The 20,450-nt window shown below is 43.2% G+C and carries 20 protein-coding genes; 13 read left to right on the forward strand and 7 right to left on the reverse strand.

Annotation, left to right across the window (positions count from 1 at the left end):
- Positions 1-21 precede the first annotated feature (21 nt).
- The 3 genes from BMW45_RS09270 to BMW45_RS09280 are packed head-to-tail and all read left to right on the forward strand — an operon-like array spanning position 22 to position 3,147.
- Complete coding sequence (locus BMW45_RS09270; protein WP_025230088.1) at positions 22-954, forward strand: carbohydrate ABC transporter permease; 933 nt, start codon at positions 22-24, stop codon at positions 952-954.
- Entirely contained in the window at positions 954-1,793 is an 840-nt protein-coding gene (locus BMW45_RS09275) for a carbohydrate ABC transporter permease (RefSeq protein ID WP_025230087.1), read from the forward strand. Before BMW45_RS09270 ends, BMW45_RS09275 begins: the two co-directional genes overlap by 1 nt.
- A gap of 4 nt (positions 1,794-1,797) precedes the next feature.
- Positions 1,798-3,147: a GH1 family beta-glucosidase gene (locus BMW45_RS09280; protein WP_092242579.1), complete on the forward strand. Its 1,350-nt coding sequence runs from the start codon at positions 1,798-1,800 to the stop codon at positions 3,145-3,147.
- Positions 3,148-3,230: 83 nt separating this feature from the next.
- Here BMW45_RS09280 and BMW45_RS09285 read toward each other — a convergent pair whose 3' ends face one another.
- From BMW45_RS09285 to BMW45_RS09295, 3 genes are all read right to left on the reverse strand, one after another.
- Entirely contained in the window at positions 3,231-3,944 is a 714-nt protein-coding gene (locus BMW45_RS09285) for a hypothetical protein (protein ID WP_092242582.1), read from the reverse strand.
- A 194-nt stretch (positions 3,945-4,138) separates the two neighbouring features.
- Positions 4,139-4,492, reverse strand: a complete 354-nt coding sequence (locus BMW45_RS09290) for a hypothetical protein (RefSeq protein ID WP_092242585.1) — start codon at positions 4,490-4,492, stop codon at positions 4,139-4,141.
- Positions 4,493-4,732: 240 nt separating this feature from the next.
- On the reverse strand, positions 4,733-5,194 hold the full coding sequence (locus BMW45_RS09295) for a cupin domain-containing protein (RefSeq protein ID WP_092242589.1): 462 nt from the start codon (positions 5,192-5,194) through the stop codon (positions 4,733-4,735).
- 255 nt (positions 5,195-5,449) lie between these two features.
- Between BMW45_RS09295 and BMW45_RS09300 the strand changes: the two genes are divergently transcribed.
- Positions 5,450-6,109, forward strand: coding sequence for a hypothetical protein (locus tag BMW45_RS09300; RefSeq protein WP_092242592.1), 660 nt, complete (start codon positions 5,450-5,452; stop codon positions 6,107-6,109).
- Positions 6,110-6,127: 18 nt separating this feature from the next.
- Positions 6,128-6,823 carry a class I SAM-dependent methyltransferase gene (locus BMW45_RS09305; RefSeq protein WP_092242595.1) on the forward strand — a complete coding sequence of 232 codons (696 nt, stop codon included), beginning with the start codon at positions 6,128-6,130 and terminating at the stop codon, positions 6,821-6,823.
- Positions 6,824-7,087: 264 nt separating this feature from the next.
- Here the strand turns inward: BMW45_RS09305 and BMW45_RS09310 are convergent, their stop codons facing one another.
- Entirely contained in the window at positions 7,088-7,657 is a 570-nt protein-coding gene (locus tag BMW45_RS09310) for a DUF4489 domain-containing protein (protein WP_092242598.1), read from the reverse strand.
- 221 nt (positions 7,658-7,878) lie between these two features.
- Here BMW45_RS09310 and BMW45_RS09315 point away from each other — a divergent pair, with 221 nt between their 5' ends.
- Positions 7,879-8,409 carry an HD domain-containing protein gene (locus tag BMW45_RS09315; protein WP_092242601.1) on the forward strand — a complete coding sequence of 177 codons (531 nt, stop codon included), beginning with the start codon at positions 7,879-7,881 and terminating at the stop codon, positions 8,407-8,409.
- A 79-nt stretch (positions 8,410-8,488) separates the two neighbouring features.
- Here BMW45_RS09315 and BMW45_RS09320 read toward each other — a convergent pair whose 3' ends face one another.
- Both BMW45_RS09320 and BMW45_RS09325 read right to left on the reverse strand, forming a co-directional pair.
- Entirely contained in the window at positions 8,489-8,962 is a 474-nt protein-coding gene (locus tag BMW45_RS09320) for a methylglyoxal synthase (RefSeq protein WP_025230079.1), read from the reverse strand.
- A 52-nt stretch (positions 8,963-9,014) separates the two neighbouring features.
- Entirely contained in the window at positions 9,015-10,214 is a 1,200-nt protein-coding gene (locus BMW45_RS09325; protein ID WP_025230078.1) for a BTAD domain-containing putative transcriptional regulator, read from the reverse strand.
- A 146-nt stretch (positions 10,215-10,360) separates the two neighbouring features.
- Here BMW45_RS09325 and srtB point away from each other — a divergent pair, with 146 nt between their 5' ends.
- From srtB to leuA, 5 genes are all read left to right on the forward strand, one after another.
- The gene (srtB, locus tag BMW45_RS09330) at positions 10,361-11,128 is read left to right on the forward strand and encodes a class B sortase (protein ID WP_092242604.1); all 768 of its coding nucleotides are present in this window, start codon (positions 10,361-10,363) and stop codon (positions 11,126-11,128) included.
- Between the two features lie 64 nt (positions 11,129-11,192).
- Positions 11,193-12,548 (forward strand): phosphoglucosamine mutase, encoded by a 1,356-nt coding sequence (glmM, locus tag BMW45_RS09335; RefSeq protein WP_092246311.1) that lies wholly within the window; start codon positions 11,193-11,195, stop codon positions 12,546-12,548.
- 158 nt (positions 12,549-12,706) lie between these two features.
- Positions 12,707-13,999, forward strand: a complete 1,293-nt coding sequence (locus tag BMW45_RS09340; protein WP_092242609.1) for a 5-bromo-4-chloroindolyl phosphate hydrolysis family protein — start codon at positions 12,707-12,709, stop codon at positions 13,997-13,999.
- Entirely contained in the window at positions 13,992-15,149 is a 1,158-nt protein-coding gene (locus BMW45_RS09345) for a toxic anion resistance protein (RefSeq protein WP_092242612.1), read from the forward strand. Before BMW45_RS09340 ends, BMW45_RS09345 begins: the two co-directional genes overlap by 8 nt.
- A 295-nt stretch (positions 15,150-15,444) precedes the next feature.
- Complete coding sequence (gene leuA, locus BMW45_RS09350; protein ID WP_092242615.1) at positions 15,445-17,112, forward strand: 2-isopropylmalate synthase; 1,668 nt, start codon at positions 15,445-15,447, stop codon at positions 17,110-17,112.
- 63 nt (positions 17,113-17,175) lie between these two features.
- On the opposite strand, the gene BMW45_RS09355 is transcribed toward leuA, so the two are convergent.
- On the reverse strand, positions 17,176-18,183 hold the full coding sequence (locus BMW45_RS09355; protein ID WP_025230072.1) for a LacI family DNA-binding transcriptional regulator: 1,008 nt from the start codon (positions 18,181-18,183) through the stop codon (positions 17,176-17,178).
- A gap of 282 nt (positions 18,184-18,465) precedes the next feature.
- Between BMW45_RS09355 and BMW45_RS09360 the strand changes: the two genes are divergently transcribed.
- Positions 18,466-19,509: a Gfo/Idh/MocA family protein gene (locus BMW45_RS09360; RefSeq protein WP_092242618.1), complete on the forward strand. Its 1,044-nt coding sequence runs from the start codon at positions 18,466-18,468 to the stop codon at positions 19,507-19,509.
- Between the two features lies 1 nt (position 19,510).
- Entirely contained in the window at positions 19,511-20,425 is a 915-nt protein-coding gene (locus tag BMW45_RS09365; RefSeq protein WP_092242623.1) for a sugar phosphate isomerase/epimerase family protein, read from the forward strand.
- Positions 20,426-20,450: the final 25 nt, after the last annotated feature.

The following is a 20,450-nucleotide window of genomic DNA, read 5'->3' on the forward strand; positions in this document are numbered from 1 at the left end:
TATAAAACAGGAGGTTTTGCAATGGTAAAAGAAAAGAAGGCAAAGACCAGAAAAAAAATCAGCTATGCGAAATGGGGATATATTTTTCTGATACCGTTTTTTGCCACTTATTTGATTTTCTCCTTTATCCCCCTGGTGAATACTTTTTATAACAGCCTATTTGAAAATTATCGTTCCGGATTGTCGCAGATCGGTCCTAACTTTGTAGGACTGCAAAATTACGTATCTATTTTTCAAAGTGACTTACTTAAGTATCTGGGCAATACCATGATTCTTTGGATCATCGGCTTTATTCCCCAGATTATCATTTCTTTGATTCTGGCAGTCTGGTTTTCGGATTTTAAGTTAAGGTTAAAAGGAAGCACTTTCTTTAAGACCATAATCTATATGCCAAATGTCATAATGGCGGCTTCTTTTGCCATGCTGTTTTTTGCTTTGTTCTCCGATGACGGCCCTATGAATAACCTGCTTATAAACCTGGGGATTTTAAACAGCCCTTTCCGCTTTCTGGCAACCGTTTGGGGAACCAGGGGTCTGATCGGGCTCATGAACTTTATGATGTGGTTCGGAAATACAACGATTCTTTTGATGGCTGCGATTCTTGGTGTGGATGCATCTTTATTTGAAGCGGCTTCCATTGACGGAGCAAAATCTCTGCAGATATTCACAAAGATAACCATGCCCACCATTAAGCCTATTTTTATTTATGTCCTGATCACTTCCCTGATCGGCGGTCTGCAGATGTTTGATGTGCCTCAGGTACTGACGAATGCAAAGGGGAGTCCGGACAGAACCAGTACTACCCTGATTATGTTTTTGAATAACCATCTCTACAGTAAGAATTATGGCATGGCAGGTGCCTTATCGGTAATACTTTTTGTCATTACGGCAGCACTCAGTCTGGTGGTATTCTTTGTACTGACCGGTGCAGGGAAAAAGAGAGGAGGAAAGTAATGGGCAAGTCGATGAATATAAAGAAGGCTGTTGCGTATGTATTTTTGTCACTTTTGGCGTTTTTATGCCTCTTCTTCTTTTATTGCCTGATCATAAATGCAACCAGGTCTCATCCAGAGATTTCAAAGGGATTTTCCTTTATTCCGGGTAAGTCCTTTGGTTCCAATTTGTATAACGTACTTCATAATAAGAATCTTCCGGTTGTATACGGGATCGTCAACAGTCTTCTGATAGCCGGAAGCTCTGCAGCGCTTGCGGTATATGTTTCTGCTCTGACTGCTTATGCCATTCATGCTTATGAATTCCGGCTGCGAAATGTGGCTTATCTGTTTATCGTTTTGATTATGATGATCCCCAATCAGGTAACGACCCTTGGTTTTTTAAGGATGATCAGCAAAATGGGGCTTATGGACAGTTTTGTCCCTCTTATCCTTCCTTCCATGGCTGCTCCGGTGGTGTTTTATTTCATGGTTTCCTATTTTGAGAGCAATCTTCCCCTTGAGATCATCGAATCGGCAAGAATCGATGGATCCCATGAATTCTACACCTTTAATACGATTGTAATTCCCATTGTCAAGCCGGCACTTGCGGTACAGGGGATCTTTGCATTCGTGGCTTCCTGGAATAATTACTTTGTACCCTCTTTGGTGCTGAAATCCAATGCCAAAAAGACATTGCCGATTCTGATTGCACAGCTTCGGAGTGCCGATTTCCTGAAGTTTGATATGGGGCAGGTTTATATGCTGATTACCATAGCAATTGTACCGGTAGCGATTATTTATTTATGCTTATCTAAATTTATTATCGGCGGTGTGACTGCCGGCAGTGTGAAAGGATAAAGAGATGAATTTCAAAAAAGACTTTATATGGGGGACTGCGACTTCATCGTACCAGATCGAGGGAGGCGCACAGGAAGATGGCAAAGGTAAGTCCATCTGGGATGTATTTGCCCGGGAGGAGGGAAGGATCTTTGAAGGACATACCGGAGAATTGGCATGTGATCATTACCACCGCATGAAAGAGGATGTAGCTCTGCTTGGAGAATTGGGAGTAAAAGCGTATAGGTTCTCTATTTCCTGGCCCAGAATTTTTCCAAAGGGCTGTGGTTCGTTAAATAAAAAAGGATTAAAGTTTTATTCCGATTTAGTGGATGAATTGCTGAAATACGGAATCACTCCTTATGTAACCCTGTATCACTGGGATTATCCCAATGAACTGGAGATGCAGGGCGGCTGGCTGAATCCGGAAAGTCCGGAATGGTTTGCCACTTATACGGAAGCCGTGGCAAAAGCATTGGGAGACCGTGTAAAGCATTTCTTTACGTTCAATGAACCGCAGATATTTACCTGGCTTGGATATGATAAATGCATTCATGCTCCCGGGATCAAATACCCGGTGGAAAGATTGCTTATCATGTGCCGTCATATTGCGCTGGCTCATGGAAGGGCGGTACAGGAGATAAGGAAATTGATACCGGACAGCAGGGTTGGTTATGCGCCTACCTGCGGTAATGCCTATTGGCCTGTTGATGAAACGGATGAACTGATCGATGCCGCCAGAAGGCTTCAGAATTCCTTTGGGAAAGAAGATTGGATTTACTCCTCCGCATTCTGGAATGAACTGTTTTTAAAAGGAGCATTTCATGACAGATGTAAAGAGTTGTTTGGGCCTCTGCTTCCGGTTATAACGGAAGAAGAACAAAAACTCATTAGCCAGCCTCTGGATTTTTGCGGGATGAACCTGTATCAGGGAACCTCAGTCAACCATGATAATCAGGGAAAGCTTTTGCTTGGAAAGCTCCCGGTCGGACATGGAAAGACCGGAATGGGTTGGCCGATTACGCCAAAGGCCATGTACTGGGCGGTCCGCAATTTTTATGAGACCTATCGGCTTCCTGTGATTATTACGGAAAATGGTATGTCTGCTCTTGATGTGATTTCCCTGGATGGGGGCGTTCATGACCCTGGCCGGATTGATTACCTAAAGCGTTATCTGACAGAGCTGGAGCGGGCAATTACTGATGGTGCGGATGTCACCGGGTATTTCCTTTGGAGTTTTTTAGATAACTTTGAATGGGAAAAGGGGTATGACGACAGATTCGGAATTGTTTTTGTAGATTATGAAAGCCAGACCAGGATTCCTAAGGACAGTTTTTATTGGTACCAGGATTTAATAAAGGAAACAATTCAATAATGATACGAATAAAGTGCGGTTCCAAATATTCAGGAACCGCACTTTATCTATTTTCTTCCTATTTACCTATCATACGGTATAGCTTAAGATCCTGTCTGAACCTCAGCCTGTCCGTCTGGTGCTTCCTCTTCTTCAATGCTTTCGCCCTGGGGGGTGATGGTTACATGAAGCTCATTGCCGATATTGTCTTTAGCAGTGATGTTTAAATTGTCCTTTATAAGCTCAAAGGTTACACGGCCTGTACTCCGGTCTATGGACATGGGAGCAATATCCTGGTTGTCCTCATCACAGGCAGAAATAGAGGAATAATCCACGCCGGACTGGCTGTCTTCCAAACGGAAGTAAAGAATTCCGTTTTCAACTACCTTATCCTTAATGACTGGAGGTGTGTCATCTAAAACATCCACCTGTTCATCTATAACGGTCTTCATTTTGTTAAAGCATGTAAGCTTTACTGTAAGCGTTCCGTTACTTTTAAGGACTGCAGAATAGGTCTTAAGGCCTGTTTTCGTTATCTCAACGGGTGAACCGTTTAAAGACACCTCCATGCTATTCACGGGAAGCAGGGATTTGATCTTAAGCTCCATGGTTGTGGATATATAATCGCTGCTTTCACCGATTGTAATCTCGCCCTTTGGTCTGGAAGTTACCAGAAAAAAGATCAGGCCATTAATAACGATGAAAGGAAGCACATAAAACAGAAGGACCGATAGAAAACCGTTTTTCCCCGTATCATTTCTATTGCCGGAGCGCGTTTTTCTGTGGTTTGGTCTGATTTGATTGTTATATTGGTTCATACTGATTCCTTTTCCTCCTGATGGTTTTTACGCCTATAAGCATATCAGAAAATGATGGATCTTACAAGATTATCTATTAAATCGTAATAATTTAATTTATTCTTACAGAATGCTGAGTTTATGCGTGTTTCAGCGGTATTTCCCCGGAAGATCTACCGGGGAAACCTCAAACACCATCAATAGAAGGTTAGAATTTAATCCTTAAATACAATTGTATAATAAAGAATTATTTGTTTGTTACCACAAGGGCATGTACAGCCTAAAAAAACTGTACTTTCCTGGTTAAAACAAAAACCAAAAATGTGTCCAAAAAGGTTGATTAAAAACAAGAAAAAATTCAGTTCTTTCTCTAATTCGCATGTGCTGCAATAAGTGAAAACTTGAGCATACCACATTTTACATGGTCTACGATCACAACATCTGGGGATGTCCCAATCAATTTTAAATTTATTTCTGAGTAATTCAATTTTTTCATCATCTGATTTTCCTTCTATGGCTTCTAATACTTCTTCTTTCAATTCTTCTAATGCCATTTCCTGTGATTTCATAATAATATTGCGCCCCCTTTTATATTTACTTACAATATAATAATATTCGATATAAATCTTTTTGACACAAGCCCTGCTTATACCCTTTGGATTGCGGTGATCGTATAAGGACTGTGAGGGTATTTATACATGCCTGAAGGCTATTATCTGCTCCTCTGCCTGTCCAATACCTGTGCTGGTTTACATTGAAGCAGAGCCGGCAAGATTGGGGAAATCCTGCCGGCTGTGTGAAAAAATTGTTTAAGAGTTGTTCTGTGAGGTGGGTTCAGAAGCTCTTGTCCTCTGAACCGTGTTCCATGCATAATTAGGAGGGGCATAGAACGATGATATTTTAAGTGGGACATTGCCGATATTAATGATGTTATGCCATATACCGGCAGGTACTAATATAACATAATTAGAAAATGCGAGATACTGTCCGTACAATGAGAGTTGAGTTTCCCCTAGCTGAACTAAGCCTAGACCATCTTCTATTCGTAAAATCTGGTCGTGATCAGTGTGGACTTCCATACCAATGCTCCCATGGACAGGAATGCTCATGAGAGTGACCTGTAAATAGGTTGCCGTCCATAAAGTCGAACGGAAATTATCGTTTTGCTGTGCTGCCTTATTGAGATCAATAACTAAAGAGTTCGGTCCATAGTCATAGGGGAAAGTTGGCGTATTTGCAGCATCACGATTTGAGTTTTCTGAATTAGACATGCACTTAGTCACCTTTTATATATTCTATACTAATATATGTGACATAAATATCACTGCTATTAAAAATCAGGAATTTCAGAAAAAAGAATATACGGATTTACCTGGAACCGCCAATATTATTCCTACGTACCAGGAAACAGTACCGTCATGACTGCTGATTTATATTGATGATGCAATTAGCTTCATGGTAGAATTAAGGAAATAAAGGCAATTAAGGCAATTTGGGCTTAGGAATTAGTATGCAGGGGGGATTTTATGAAATTCAAAGCTATGGAAAAGAAATATAATAATGGATATTCAGGTTTGATAGGTACTGATCGATGGCTATATTCTTTTGATAATTATATTAGCCTATATGAAATAAAAGAATTAAAGGAAATGAATGAGCCGATAAAAGGAAATGAACTCACCTTTTTTTCTTATCCTGATGGCTATAGCTACACTCCATATGAATTAGAATATGGAATTTATTATGAGCATATAATTTTTATTGAAGGTATTATATATTTCATAAGGGCGGATTTTAATATAGATCAGGTTTATATAATCAAATATATACCGGATAAGAATGTTTTAACGGAAATTGCTAATTTTGATATGAAAGATCTGAATTTATATAATATAAGGCTTGCTAAATACCCATTGATGCTTATTAGTGTTGATCATGAGTGTATCGTGTATTATCCTGAAAAATTAACAATAAAAATGGATGCCAGGGATAGCTTTATTGTTAGAGATGGGGATGTTTTTTATTTTAATCGATGGGTAGAAGAAGGCATTGATGAAAATGATAATGTAACATCAGACTATAAATATTATGACAATATAGTGAGAGTCAGTAAATCAGGAGAAGTTTTATCAATAGAAAAAGGTAACTTAAGTGAAATGCCAAATGGAGAAATGTGGATTTTATAAAAGGGGAGGCCTAATCATATGAGAAATCAGTTGAAGTTAGTTGCAGAGTCTTATGACAAAGCTATTGATTTAGGACGAAGAGGCATTGACTTGTACAAAGAACTTCCAGAATACATTACAAGTGATCCTAATTATCTTTTATTTCAAAAAATGCAGATGGATGGAATGCTTTCTGATAGTGACCGGCAAGAAATTATAGATTATTTATCGCCAGCTATAGATATGAAATTTATTGATCTTGGGTGTTGCCTAAACTTAATGTTTCGCGGCTATGATAATTGGCCATCCACATATTATGGGGTTGATATAAGCAGCAAAACCATTCAGTTACTAAACGGGTTTGTTGAAAAGCATCATTTGACCATTGGTTCTTTATATTGCGGCAGTATGCATGAAACGCCATATGATACAAACTTTTTTGACATAGGATCATGTATTGGTTCCCTCGAATATTTTAAAAAAGACTTTATTGAAAAAGCTATTACGGAAGCCCATCGTATCCTGAAGCCTTATGGGAAGTTTGTCCTTGATGTTCCGGACCTTGGAAGTCCTGAGTTTCAAATTACAATGATGATAGAGGATTACTTAGGTAGAACAGATCAATATGATATGCCATCTCAGGAATTTGAAGATATGTTGAGTAATTACTTTGTAATCGTGAATAAAGAAAAAGTAGGGCCTATGTTTCAATATTTCTTGAGTTGTAAAAAGTAATAGAGAGGTTTGCAATATCTAGTAAAACGACACTTATCCACAATATTGTGGAAACAATTGTGGATTGAGTGTTAATGTCTGAAAATACGACACTAAACTGCAAATTATTACATGCTGAAGCTTTTAGTTATACACAGTTTGGAAAGTGAGACAGTAGAAAGTGATCTGGCGCATTAACCAGATAGGTCATAAGTAAAAGGCGAGTATCCAAATAGCACGGATTCACTCGCCATTTTTTATTATTTATTAATGGGAATTTTCTTATTATTTACATGCACGATCAACAATGACAGCAGCAAGAGATGAATTGTTAATAGTGGTTATACCTATTGTAGCTGCGCCAACTGGAGTAACTACTACACGATAGTTACAGCATTCATCACAGGTTGTATCACAATCACATACAGAGAATGAGAAGGTATTAGTAAAGCCACCACCTTCAGAAAATTCAACAGGGGGTGAAAATGTCCAGATTGGTCCTACTGGAATAGGTGCCATTTGATTGCCGCATTGTTTAAAAATCTGGAAGTTAAGAACTAAAGTTGCAGAGATAGCAATGATGTTACTTGTAAATTCTAATTGAATACATGGGTGGTTCATGCATTTTGTATCCACATTTACAGTAGCTAATGTAAATGTAACTCCGGCAGAGGTATCGACAGGAATTGTTACAGTTCCTGTTGATGTACCGCATCTTAAGGATGTTCTATTAGGTTTTAAAGCTCTTTGGATTCTCTCAGATTTACAAACGCATTTTCGTTCGCTGCATTTTTGATCACAATCACAACATATTACTCTATTATCAAATCCATCACTATATTCATTGGCATTCATAAATAATCCTCCTTATCCTAATCTTACATTTTAAAGAATTTATCTATATCTTTATAGTCTATTATATTCCAAAGCCGATTCTTAGTGATTTTAGCCCTGAGGCTGATGATGAATATACAGATATGGGAAAAGGGCAGCCTAGTGAATTATGCTCTGTTAAATCGGAATTATTTGTGTTAATATAGTAAGGAGGTTTTAGAAAGATCAAAAGGAGACTCAGTATGGTCGAGAAGGCTGTTGCATTTGCAACCAAGTCCCACGAGGGGACCTTTCGGAAAGGGACGAAGATTCCCTACATCGTCCATCCCTTAGAGACGGCAGTCATCGTTGCGCTGATGGTAACGGATGAAGAGCTGATCTGCGCCGCACTATTACATGATGTGGTGGAGGATACGGGTGTTACGGAGGAAGAGCTTAAAGAAAAGTTCGGACTTCGGGTGGCTGAACTGGTTATGGAAGAAACAGAAGACAAAACTAAGTGCTGGAAGGAACGCAAATGCGCGACACTTGATCATTTAGAAAATGCTTCCAGAGAAAGCAAGATCCTTGTTTTGGCGGACAAGCTGAGCAATTTAAGAACCACTGCAAGAGACTATTTTTTAGTGGGAGATGACCTTTGGCAGCGCTTTAACGAAAAAAACAAGTCAGAACACGCCTGGTATTACAAGGGGGTCGCAAAACGCCTTACAGGTCTTGAGGAGTTTCCTGCTTATCAGGAATATATAAAATTGTGTGAAAGAGTTTTTGAATAAAATATGGACAAATACAGAAAAAAGGCAGGGCTTAATTTAAAAAAAGCTCTGCCTTCTGTTGATCCTTACGTCAGGACCCTTAAAGGGTTTTCGCCCGGTCCGCAATGTTTTTGTGAAAGTTGATGACCTGATGCTCGTAGGTCTCTTCCATGAGCGGCGAGGTGATGATGAAATCTGCGGTTGCCCTGGTGTTGGCAATGGGTATATCGTAAACCTGGGCAATACGTAAAAGTGCTTTCACATCCGGGTCGTGAGGCTGTGCGGTGAGAGGGTCGGAAAAGAAGATGACCAGGTCGACTCTTCCTTCCACAATCTTTGCGCCGATCTGCTGGTCACCACCTAAGGGGCCGCTGTTGTAGCCCTTTACGGGAAGTCCTGTCTGATCCGTGATCATCCGTGCCGTTGTTCCGGTGCCGCAGAGAGTATGCTTTTCCAGAGCCGATTTATGCTCCTTGCACCATTCGATCAATGCGTGCTTTTCGTTGTCATGAGCAATTAGTGCGATGCTTTTTTTCTTTTCCAGTGTGAATGTAATAAAGTCATTTGATAACATCCGGTTCCTCCTGTGAGCAGCAGCTTCCTGTATGTAGCTTTAGCCATAAGGCTTAGTTTGGAATGATACTCTGCAATGAATAAGTAATGGAAAGATCTTTTCTTGAATATTCTTTTTTGAAGTTCTGAATAATGCGCTTTAACACCAGCTCGCCGTTTTCATAGGTTGCCGTGGGCAGAAGCAATAGGTATTGGCTTACGCTGTAGCGGCAAAAGATATCTCCTCTGCGCAGGGATTTACGGATAGATTCTCCAAGCTCATCCATCGCCCTTGTCTGGACAGCAGGCTTTAAAAGCTCTCCCTTTAGATTGCTGATGGTCAGAAGGCATAAGAAGATGGAGTCACCGGTTCGCTGGATCGCCCTTGTTTCCAGCTGATAGATGTCCCGGAACACAGAGGGTTCACAACTAAAGGCCCCGCTGTTCGTGCCGCCCTCTGAAAGAATCTCCTGTATGGTGCTAAGATCCATGGTAATTCCATGCTTCTTATCACTGATAAGCTTGTATAGGTCCTTAAATCGAATGGACGGAGTGATGGCAAATTCGTTATAGAACATGTCAGTCACATGATGGTAATGTTCCATAGCCATTAGCTGGTTGCCGCTTTGGTACAGTGCATAGACCAGGTAATAATGAGCTTCTTCGCTATAGGAATCGATGGCAATGGCCTGTTGGCATACATCGATGATGGTGGGATAATCCTTTCTTTTCTCCAGAAGGAATAAAGTTTTTTGGATCAGTTTTTGATAAAGGGTGTGATAATAAGTGTGGATCGGTACCACCCAGGATTCCCACTCTGATTTTGGAAGAAAGTTTCCCTTGTACAGGGCAAAGGCCTCTAGACAAAGGGCTAAACGGTCATCCTCGGAAAGACCGTGGGCCTCTAATTGGGCGCACAAGTCCTCAAACTGGTCGGTATCGCAGACCGTGATAAGGTCTTTCGTCCAGCCGTAGGCTTTACGGTTCTGGAAAACCAGCTCCTGTGTGGGATATCCCAGAGGCTCTAAAAGTTTGCGTACACGGAACATTAAGGTCTTTAAGGCTCCTGCCGGGTTATTGCTGGCTTCATCTTTCCAAAACAGATCAATAAGTTCTTCTACCGGAATATCCCGACCTCGAAACGTAATAAGATATTCTAAAAGGCTCCAGGGTTTTTTTGCTTGATTATTCTGGTCTACGATCGTCCTGTCCCCCATGGATATGGAGAATCCTCCCAGCATATTTACATGAACGATAGATTCTTGGTTTTTCATATAATGTCTCCATATTAACATTTTCTTTTTTTAGTATATAGAAAAAAAGTGGAAAAGTCTAGCATTGCTTATAAAAGATTGTGATTTTTGTTAAAATACGGTATACTTAGGGAGGAAAAAAATCATTTGAGAAAGCAGGAATGAGCATGAAAAGCAAAAAATTGGCCTTTGGCGTTCTTATCATAGCCGTTATTTTTCTGGCTGTGGGTGTAGGAAAGCTCTATTCTGATTTTAAAACAAGAGATCATGCCGAACAGCAGTATGAAAGCCTTGCGGAGCTTGCAAGGGAGACTACGGCCGGGGAAACTAAGGCCAGTATCCCGGAAGCAGAAACAAGCGCTGTTTATGTTTCCCCCATTGATTTTGAGAAACTGGGAAAAATCAATCCGGATATCGTGGGCTGGATCAGGATTGAAGGCACGGTCATCGACTACCCCATTGTGCAGACGGATAACAATGAAACTTATCTGGATACGGATTTTGAGGGCAAGAAGAGCGTAGCCGGAGCCATTTACCTTGATTATGAAAGCGAACCTGACTTTTCCGGCCGGCATAACATAATATACGGGCATCACATGAAGAACGGATCGATGTTTAAGGACATCATAAAGTACAAGGATGAGGCTTTTTTTAAGGAACATCAGGATATTTATATTTATACGCCGGAGAGGGAATACCATTTGAGGCCCATCACCGCACTTTATACGGATGCCTCCCCCATCCGCAGGAAGACCGTGTTTGAAACAGACGAAAGCTTTCAGGCATATGTGGAGGAGATGACAAAGGACGGCCTGTTTCTTAAAAAGCCGGAAGAGCCGGTGAGACAGCTTTGGTCTTTTGTAACCTGCAGCTATGAGTTTAATGATGCAAGAACCATTCTATACGCCTGTGAGGTACCTAAGGGCGAAGATTAGAGGGTTATAGGCATACATACTGTTCTGTATGATCTGCAGACTGATGAAAGGAAGATATTATTATATGGGAAAATATTTTGGAACAGATGGCTTCCGCGGGGAAGCCAATGTAACGCTTACAGTGGAGGATGCCTATAAGGTGGGCCGTTTCTTAGGCTGGTACTATGGGCAGAAGAATCCGGATGAAGTATGCAGGATTGTCATAGGAAAAGATACGAGACGCAGCAGCTACATGTTTGAATACTCTCTGGTGGCGGGCCTTACCGCATCCGGAGCCGATGCATACCTGCTTCATGTTACTACAACTCCTAGCGTATCTTATGTAGTGCGCACCGAAGGATTTTCCTGCGGCATCATGATTTCCGCCAGCCATAATCCTTACTATGATAACGGAATAAAAGTAATTAACGAAAAGGGTGAGAAGCTGGAAGAGAGCGTGACCCTGGAAATAGAAAAGTATCTGGATGGAGAGACGGTCGAACTACCTATGGCTAAACGCGATAAAATCGGCCGTACCATAGATTTTGCTGCAGGAAGAAACCGTTATATCGGCTATTTGATTTCAACAGCTACCAGATCCTTTAAGAATAAAAAGGTGGCTCTGGACTGTGCAAACGGCAGCGCTTCCGCCATTGCCAAGAATGTTTTTGATGCCTTGGGAGCTGAAACCCATGTGATCAGCAATGAACCCAACGGCTTAAACATCAATACAGGATGCGGTTCCACTCACATCGGGCAGCTTATGAAATTTGTTAAAGAAGTGGGAGCCGATGTGGGCTTTGCCTATGACGGGGATGCGGACCGGTGTATTGCGGTGGATGAGAACGGTGAAGTGGTGGATGGAGATGCCATTCTGTACATTTGCGGCAAGTATATGAAGGAACAGGGAACCCTTAAGAATAATAAGGTGGTGACCACCATCATGTCAAACTTCGGTCTATACAAGGCCTTTGAGCGGGAAGGCATTGAGTTTGAGAAAACGGCGGTAGGCGATAAGTATGTTTATGAAAATATGTCGGCAAACGGAAATTGTCTGGGCGGAGAGCAGTCCGGCCATATAATTTTCAGTAAGCATGCTACCACGGGAGACGGTATCTTGACTTCCTTAAAGGTAATGGAAGTCATTCTGGAAAAGAAGGAGAGCCTTGGGAAACTAGTTTCCGAGCTTGAGATCTATCCCCAGGTACTTAAAAATGTCCGTGTCCACGATAAGACGGCGGCCCAGGATGATGAGGCGGTTAAGGCTGAAGTGGAAAAAGTTGCGGAAAGCCTTGGAAACAGTGGAAGGATCCTTCTTCGCCAGTCAGGAACAGAGCCTGTGGTACGGGTCATGGTAGAGGCCGCTGATCTGGATACCTGTGAGAAATATGTGGATCAGGTCATAGAAGTAATGAAAGAAAAAGGCCATCTGCTTTCCTAGAAGCTTGTTAAAAGAATAGAAAGTGATCCAAAGTCCGGAGAAGCTTCCGGTTTTGGTAGCTTTCTATTTTTTTGCAGGTATGCGTAATTGTAAATCAGGACAATTCATGATATGATTAAGGTCTGATGCAACAAATTGTTTTTGGGAGACCAGGAAATATGGATAATAGAGAATTTTCAAATTTAGGAGACCAGATCAGGGATTCGGTGCAGAATGCTATTGATTCCATGGATTTTAACCAGCTGAACAGAACCATATCCGATACGGTTAATTCTGCCCTGGAGGAAGCCAGGAGCCAGCTGATTAAGGGGACGGAGTTTAGGAAGAACATACCGCCCGGAAGCTTTAGCAGCCAAAGAACTGAAAAAACAGAGACATACCAGAAAACGGAGTGGAGCGGAGCATCGGTACAAAGAGAGAGCCGTGAAGACGGACCTGGATACCGGGCGTTTCAGACCAGCCGGGATGTTTTAAAAAGAACCGGTGACGGACAAGGGGAACTGGCGCAGTTAAACCAGACAGGCCGTGTATCAGGTGTTTTGTATACGGTGTTTGGGAGCATTGGTATTGGTATAATACTGATTCTTCTTTTAGTTGTCTGGATTGTGGCTCTGGTGGTGAAGCCGGTTATCTGGGCTGTGGCAGGTGCAACCTTAATCTTACTTCTGTTAGGCGGCGTATCCGGTTTTATGCTTCGCGCAGGAATCGGCATCCGGGACAGGTTAAAGAGAGCCAGAATTTATGCGAAACAGTCAGGTAAGCGGATGTACTGCAGCATTGAGGAACTGGCAGGAAACATTGGAAGATCCCGTGATTTTGTATTAAAGGACGTCCAAAAGATGATCAAGCTTGGAATTTTTAAGCAGGCATATCTGGATGAACAAAAGACCTGCCTGATCTTAAGCGAAAACACCTACAGGCAGTATCTGGAATGCCAAAAGGCACTTAAGGAAAGGGAACTGGAAGAAGCCAGAGAAAAAGAAAAGGAAGAGATTCCTTCAGAGGAAATAAAGCAGATGATGGCCGACGGCCAGAACTATTTAAGGATATTACGGGAGGCCAATGATGCCATACCGGGGGAAGTGATTTCCCAGAAGATTTCAAACCTTGAACATGTGATCCGTAGGATATTTGAATCGGTTTCCAAACATCCCGGGCGGATCGGAGAGATGGAGCGCTTTATGGAATATTACCTTCCCACAACGGTAAAACTGGTAAATGCGTACCGGGATTTTGACAGCGTGGGAACCCAGGGGGCCAATATTTCTTCCGCAAAGGCGGAGATAGAGAGAACTCTTGACACAATAAACCAGGCCTTTGAGCGGCTGCTTGATGATCTTTATCAGGCTGCTGCCTTGGATGTTTCTACAGATGCATCGGTGATCCAGACGATGTTAAAAAAGGATGGCTGGGCGGAAAGTGATTTTACAGGAGGTATGAAGAATGAGTAAGGATATTGAAGATATGTTAAAGGAAGCTCCGGAACTGACCCTGTCTCCTCTTGGGCCCGGCGGTATGGAAGAAACCCAGCTGGTGCAGACAGAAAGCGTTCTTAAAGTGGTGGAGGAAGCACCGGCAGCTGATTTAACGCCGGAAGAAGAAAGACGAGTGGCTGACTTTGCGGAAAAGATCGATTTAAAGGATTCCAATCTGATTCTTCAGTATGGAGCCGGAGCCCAGAAGAAGATTGCCGATTTTTCGGAAGCAGCTCTTGATAATGTAAAGTCCAAGGATCTGGGGGAAGTGGGTCAGATCCTGTCAGAGGTGGTTGTCGAGCTTAAGAGCATCGAGGTGGAGGAAGAAGAAAAGGGCCTTTTCGGCTTTTTCAAAAAGAGCGTAAACCGGGTGGAAGGCATTAAGGCAAAGTATGCAAAGGCAGAAACCAATATAAACCAGATCTGCAAGGTCCTTCAAAACCATCAGATCCAGCTGTTAAAGGACATTGCCCTTCTGGATAAAATGTATGATTTAAATACCACGTATTTTAAAGAACTTACCATGTATATTATGGCCGGAAAGCGGAAGCTTGCCAGGGTGCAGCAGGAAGAGCTGCCGGCACTTTTAGAGAGGGCTGCAAAAAGCGGACTTCCGGAAGATGCCCAGGCAGCCAATGACTTGTCTTCCATGCTGAACCGTTTTGAGAAGAAGCTTCATGACCTGGAGCTTACCCGCATGATATCCATTCAGATGGCGCCTCAGATCCGTCTGGTCCAGAACAATGACACCTTAATGACGGAAAAGATACAGTCGACCCTGGTGAATACCATTCCTCTTTGGAAGAGCCAGATGGTACTAGCCATCGGAATCAGCCATTCCGAGCAGGCGGCAAAGGCCCAGCGGGAAGTGACAGATATGACCAATGATCTTTTAAAGAAGAATGCAGAGGTATTAAAAACCGCAACCATTCAGACGGCAAAGGAATCAGAACGGGGAATCGTGGACATGGAGACACTTAAGAAGACCAATGAATCCCTGATAACAACTTTGGATGAAGTAGTCCGGATCCAGGCGGATGGCAGGACAAAACGCCGGGAAGCAGAAGTGGAGTTAAGCCGGATGGAAGGGGAGCTTAAGTCCAAGCTTTTACAGCTTAGCAAATAACAGGCAAAAAGACTTACAATAGAAAATTAATTTTTCTGTTGTAAGTCTTTTTTAGTCGTGCTATAATAACATAACACTTTACCGTGACACACTGTCAGAGCACGGTATGTGATTTTAATGCAAAGGAATGATGATAGATGGGGTTAGACCTGTAAAAACCACGTTGTTCATTGTCAAAAGATACAGCGTGATTTATCGACTCCAAAGCCTGTGTTAAGTTTTTTCTGTTTCAAGAACAGATTCGGCAATCCGCCGGACAAAGCAGACGATTACATAATTATGGAGGAGATAAAATATGTTGAATTATCAAAGATATAAAAGAATACCGGTAGTCACCTATCCGGAAAGACAATGGCCGTGCAATGAGATTAAGAAAGCGCCGATCTGGTGCAGCGTTGATTTAAGGGATGGAAACCAGGCCCTTACGGAGCCCATGGTTGTGGAAGAGAAGATCGAGATGTTTGATCTCCTGATCCGGTTGGGTTTTAAGGAGATTGAGGTCGGTTTTCCAGCAGCTTCCCAGATTGAATATGATTTCTTAAGGCAGCTTGTGGAACGTAAGCTGATTCCTGATGATGTGGTCATTCAGGTTCTGGTTCAGTGCAGGGAGCATTTGATCAAGAGGACCTTTGAAGCCCTTCAGGGAGTTAAGAAGGCAATTGTGCATATCTACAATTCCACTTCAACTCTTCAGCGGGATGTAGTTTTTGGCAAGGGCCGGGAAGAAATCAGGGAGATCGCCGTAAAGGGTACGGAATGGGTGAAGCAGTATATGCAGGACTTTGATGGAGAAGTGGTTCTTGAATATTCTCCAGAGAGCTTTACAGGAACAGAGCTGGATTTTGCTTTGGATATTTGTGCGGCTGTCCAGGAAACCTGGGGCGCAACACCGGATAAGAAAATTATCTTCAACCTTCCTTCTACTGTGGAGATGAATACTCCTAACGTTTATGCGGATCAGATCGAATGGATGAATACTCATTTCAAGGACCGTGACAGCATTATTTTAAGCGTTCACCCCCACAATGACCGGGGAACCGGAATCGCAGCCACGGAGCTTGCTCTGCTGGCAGGAGCCGACCGGGTGGAAGGTACGCTTTTAGGAAACGGCGAACGGACCGGGAATGTAGATATTTTAACAGTCGCATACAACATGTTCTCTCACGGGATCAATCCGGAGCTTCACATTGAGAATATTCGTGAGATCGTTGACATATATGAGCGATGCACCAAGATGGAAGTGGAGCCAAGACATCCATATGCAGGTAAGCTTGTCTTTACCGCCTTTTCCGGCTCCCACCAGGATGCCATCAACAAAGGCATGCAGGCCATGCGGGATAGAAAGAATACTTACTGGGAGGTTCCTTACCTGCCCATTGATCCATCAGATATCGGCAGGCAGTATGAGCCTATCGTGCGGATCAACAGCCAGTCCGGCAAGGGCGGCGTAGCCTTTGTCATGGATACCTTCTATGGTTTCAAGCTTCCCAAGGGTATGCATAAGGAGTTTGCAGATGTGATCCAGGCGATTTCTGAAAAGCAGGGTGAGGTTGCTCCTGAGCAGATTATGGATGAGTTTAAGAGCAATTACACGGAGAAGAAAGAACCGATCCATTTCCGCAAATCACAGATTACGGAAGCAGAAGATGATACACCGTTCTCAACAGCTGCAAAAGTCCGCTATACCGATCATGGCGTAGAGAAAATCTTCGAGGGTGTTGGAAACGGACCTATTGATGCGGTACAGAAGGGGCTTGAAAAAGAACTTGGCATTGAGATCCGAGTTCTTGACTACTACGAGCATGCCCTTGCTTCCGGTTCCGGAGCACAGGCGGCCTCCTATATTCACCTCTTAGATGTGAAGACAGGAAAAGCTACCTATGGTGTGGGAATCAGCTCCAACATTACAAGAGCGTCTATCCGCGGAATCTTCAGCGCAGTCAACCGGTTATTCTATTCATAAATAAAAGGGCCAGCCTTTGAGAAAAGGCTGGTCTTATTTTTATGTTTTGGCGGAAAACTTAAATCAGATTTTTGCAGTTGATTCCCGGATCACCAGTTCTGCGTCCAGGATCAGTGATTTTGGGGAGCTGGAGGGATTTTCCATCATTTCCAGAAGCATCTCACAGGCAGTATACCCAAGCTGCAGGCAGGGCTGGTTGACCGTTGTGATGGAAGGACAGGTCATAGTTGAAAATTCGATGTTATCAAAGCCCACCACCATGATGTCCTTTGGTACATTGAGTTTAAAACGCTTTGCCGCCCGGATGACAGCAGCTGCAAATATATCGGAGACCACAAAGAAGGCGTTGGGCCTTGGCTCACTGTTTAATAAACGGCATATGGCAGCGTAGGCCATCTGGTAGTTGATCTCCGGAAGCTGTATGATCCAGTTTTGAGGGACAGAGATTTCCGCCTTTTTTAAGGCGCTCAAATATCCCTCCTGCCGCTTTACCGCATACTTAAAGCTTAAAGGCCCATTGATGAGGGCGATCTTATTGCAGCCGCAATGATAGAGATATCCGGTGGCCGCCTCTGCAGCGGAAAAATCGTCAATGCTGACATAGGGATATCCTGCGGCGTCCTCGTTGTATTCACAGCACTGCACCAGAGGGGTGATGGCGCGTATCTGTTTTAAGTGTTCTTCCGATGCCCGGTTCAAAAGAATAGAACCGGCAGCATTGACCCGGTGGAGCAGATTGCAGAAATTGCGGATGGAACTCCGGTCCAAAGGTGATTCATTAATGAGCAGATGACAGCCATGGGCTTTTGCCGAGACTCTGGCCCCTTTTATAACCTCCTGATAGAAAACATTTTCAATTCCAGGAATATTCAGAACGATCAGCGGTTGATCTTCAATGGAGGGCGGAGCGGTGGATTCAAAGGCATATCCAAGAGCGGCCATAGTGCTTTCTACCCGTTTGGCGGTATCTGCCTTGACCTGCTCCCTGTGATTTAACACGCGGGAGACGGTGGCCGGTGAAACTCCCGCCTGTCTTGCAATTTCTTCTATTGTAATTTTTTCCTGTTTCATTCCCATGTTCTTCCTTTGCTTAGTTCTTTCTTTTGTTTATATCATGAGAGAGGCTTATTGTAAATATAAAATTTTCATAGTTATGAAAAGTTTTCAGAAAATCAAGAGTGCAATTGTGCAGATTGATTATATTATCACAATAGAATCTGGATATAACATGGAAAAACTATTAATAACGACCAAAAACTTGAAAATAAAGCAAGAAAATGTTAAAATCACCTTGAAAAAATGAAAGAAATGAAAAGCAATATGAAAGCCAATCGGAAGAGGAAGGAACATGCTATGAAGGTAGGAATCATTGGGTGCGGAAGGGTCGCACAGACAAGACACATCCCTGAATACGGGGCGCATCCCGGAGTCCAGATTGCAGGCTATTATGATTTCAACGAGGAACGGGCAAGGGAGCTGGCTGCAGTTTACGGCGGAAAGGTATATGATTCTGCAGATGCTTTGCTGGCTGACCGGGGAATCGATGCAGTGAGTATCTGTACGGCCAATCATACACATGCGGAAATTACAATCAAGGCCCTTCGGTCGGGAAAGCATGTACTTTGTGAAAAGCCCATGGCTGTAAGCCTTGAGGAATGTAAAGCAATGGTACACGCGGCGGCAGAGAACAACCGGCAGCTGATGATCGGACAAAATCAGAGATTTGCCAAAGCTCATGTACGGGCAAAGGGGCTTCTTTTAGTAGATACGATCGGAAAGGTCCTCACATTTAAGACCACATTCGGGCATGGCGGGCCGGAAACCTGGAGCATCGATGGGGCTAACAGTTGGTTTTTTGATAAAGATAGGGCTTCCATGGGAGCCATGGCTGATCTGGGGGTTCATAAGACGGATTTAATTCAATATCTTCTGGGCCAGAAAGTCGCAGCTGTGACTGCCCAGCTGCTGACGCTGGATAAGAGATACGAGTCAGGAGAGCTGATCGGTGTGGATGACAATGCCATCTGCATCTATGAGATGGAAAATGGTGCCATAGGTACCATGACAGCCAGCTGGACTTATTATGGCAGGGAAGATAATTCTACAGTCCTTTATGGGACTAAGGGGATCATGAAGATCTATGATGATCCGGAACATTCCATTTCCGTGGTTTTGAAAAATGGGGAGCAAATATTATACGATATTGATAAGATACAGACCAATGACAATCAGACAAAATCCGGGATTATTGATGCATTTGTGGATGCTCTGGAGGTGGGGGCAGAGGTGCCGGTCAGCGGGGCTGATGTATTAAGCGCCATGGAAGCTGTGTTTGCCTGCCTGAAGTCTGGCAGGGAAAAACGAAGGATCGTTATCAGGAAAAAGGGGGAAAGATAGCATGAAACTGGGATTTGTCAGTGCAATTCTTGCTGAATGGACTTTTGAGGAAATGATCGATACGGCGGCAGCTATGGGTTTCCAGTGCGTGGAAGTGGCTTGCTGGCCCCAGGGAAAAGCAGAACGCAGGTATGCGGGAGTCAGCCACATTGACGTGGCCGGTTTAACAGAGGAAAAGGCGGAGTACATAAGAAACTACTGCATAGAACGTAATGTGGATATTTCCGCCCTTGCTTTTTATCCCAACGTAATGGAAGAGGATAAGGAAAAAAGGCAGGACAATATTTCCCATCTTAAGAAGGTGATCGATGCCAGCGATGTCCTGGGCGTTCGTCTGGTGACCACTTTTATCGGCAGGGACCAGACAAAGACCGTAGAAGAGAACTTAGAGCTGGTGAAAGAAATATGGCCGCCCATTCTTGCCCATGCAGAGGAAAAAAATGTGCGGATCGCCATTGAGAACTGCCCCATGCTGTTTGGCAGGGAGCAGTGGCCCGGCGGGCAGAACCTGATGACATCTCCGGCGAACTGGGAAAAGATATTTGAGATCCTGCCCAATGAAAATCTTGGGATCAATTATGATCCTTCCCATTTTGTCTGGCAGATGATGGATTATATTAAGCCTCTTTACCAGTTCCGGGATAAGATTTTTCACGTCCATTATAAGGACATTAAATTGTATGAGGATGAGTTAAAAAAGGTGGGGACCATGGCATATCCTCTGGATTATATGTCGCCAAAGCTTCCCGGCCTTGGGGATGTGAACTGGGGAAAATATGTCAGCGCATTAACGGATATCGGTTACAACGGTTTCACTTGCATTGAAGTTGAGGACAGGGCGTTTGAGGGCTCCAGGGAAAAGATCCTTGACAGTCTGAAACTGTCTAAGAAATATATGGACCAGTTTATCATTTAGGTTAAAGCAGCAAAAATGCTTTGAT

Origin of the sequence: Lacrimispora sphenoides, from assembly GCF_900105215.1 — a bacterium.
In the GTDB taxonomy this organism is placed as follows: domain Bacteria; phylum Bacillota; class Clostridia; order Lachnospirales; family Lachnospiraceae; genus Lacrimispora; species Lacrimispora sphenoides_A.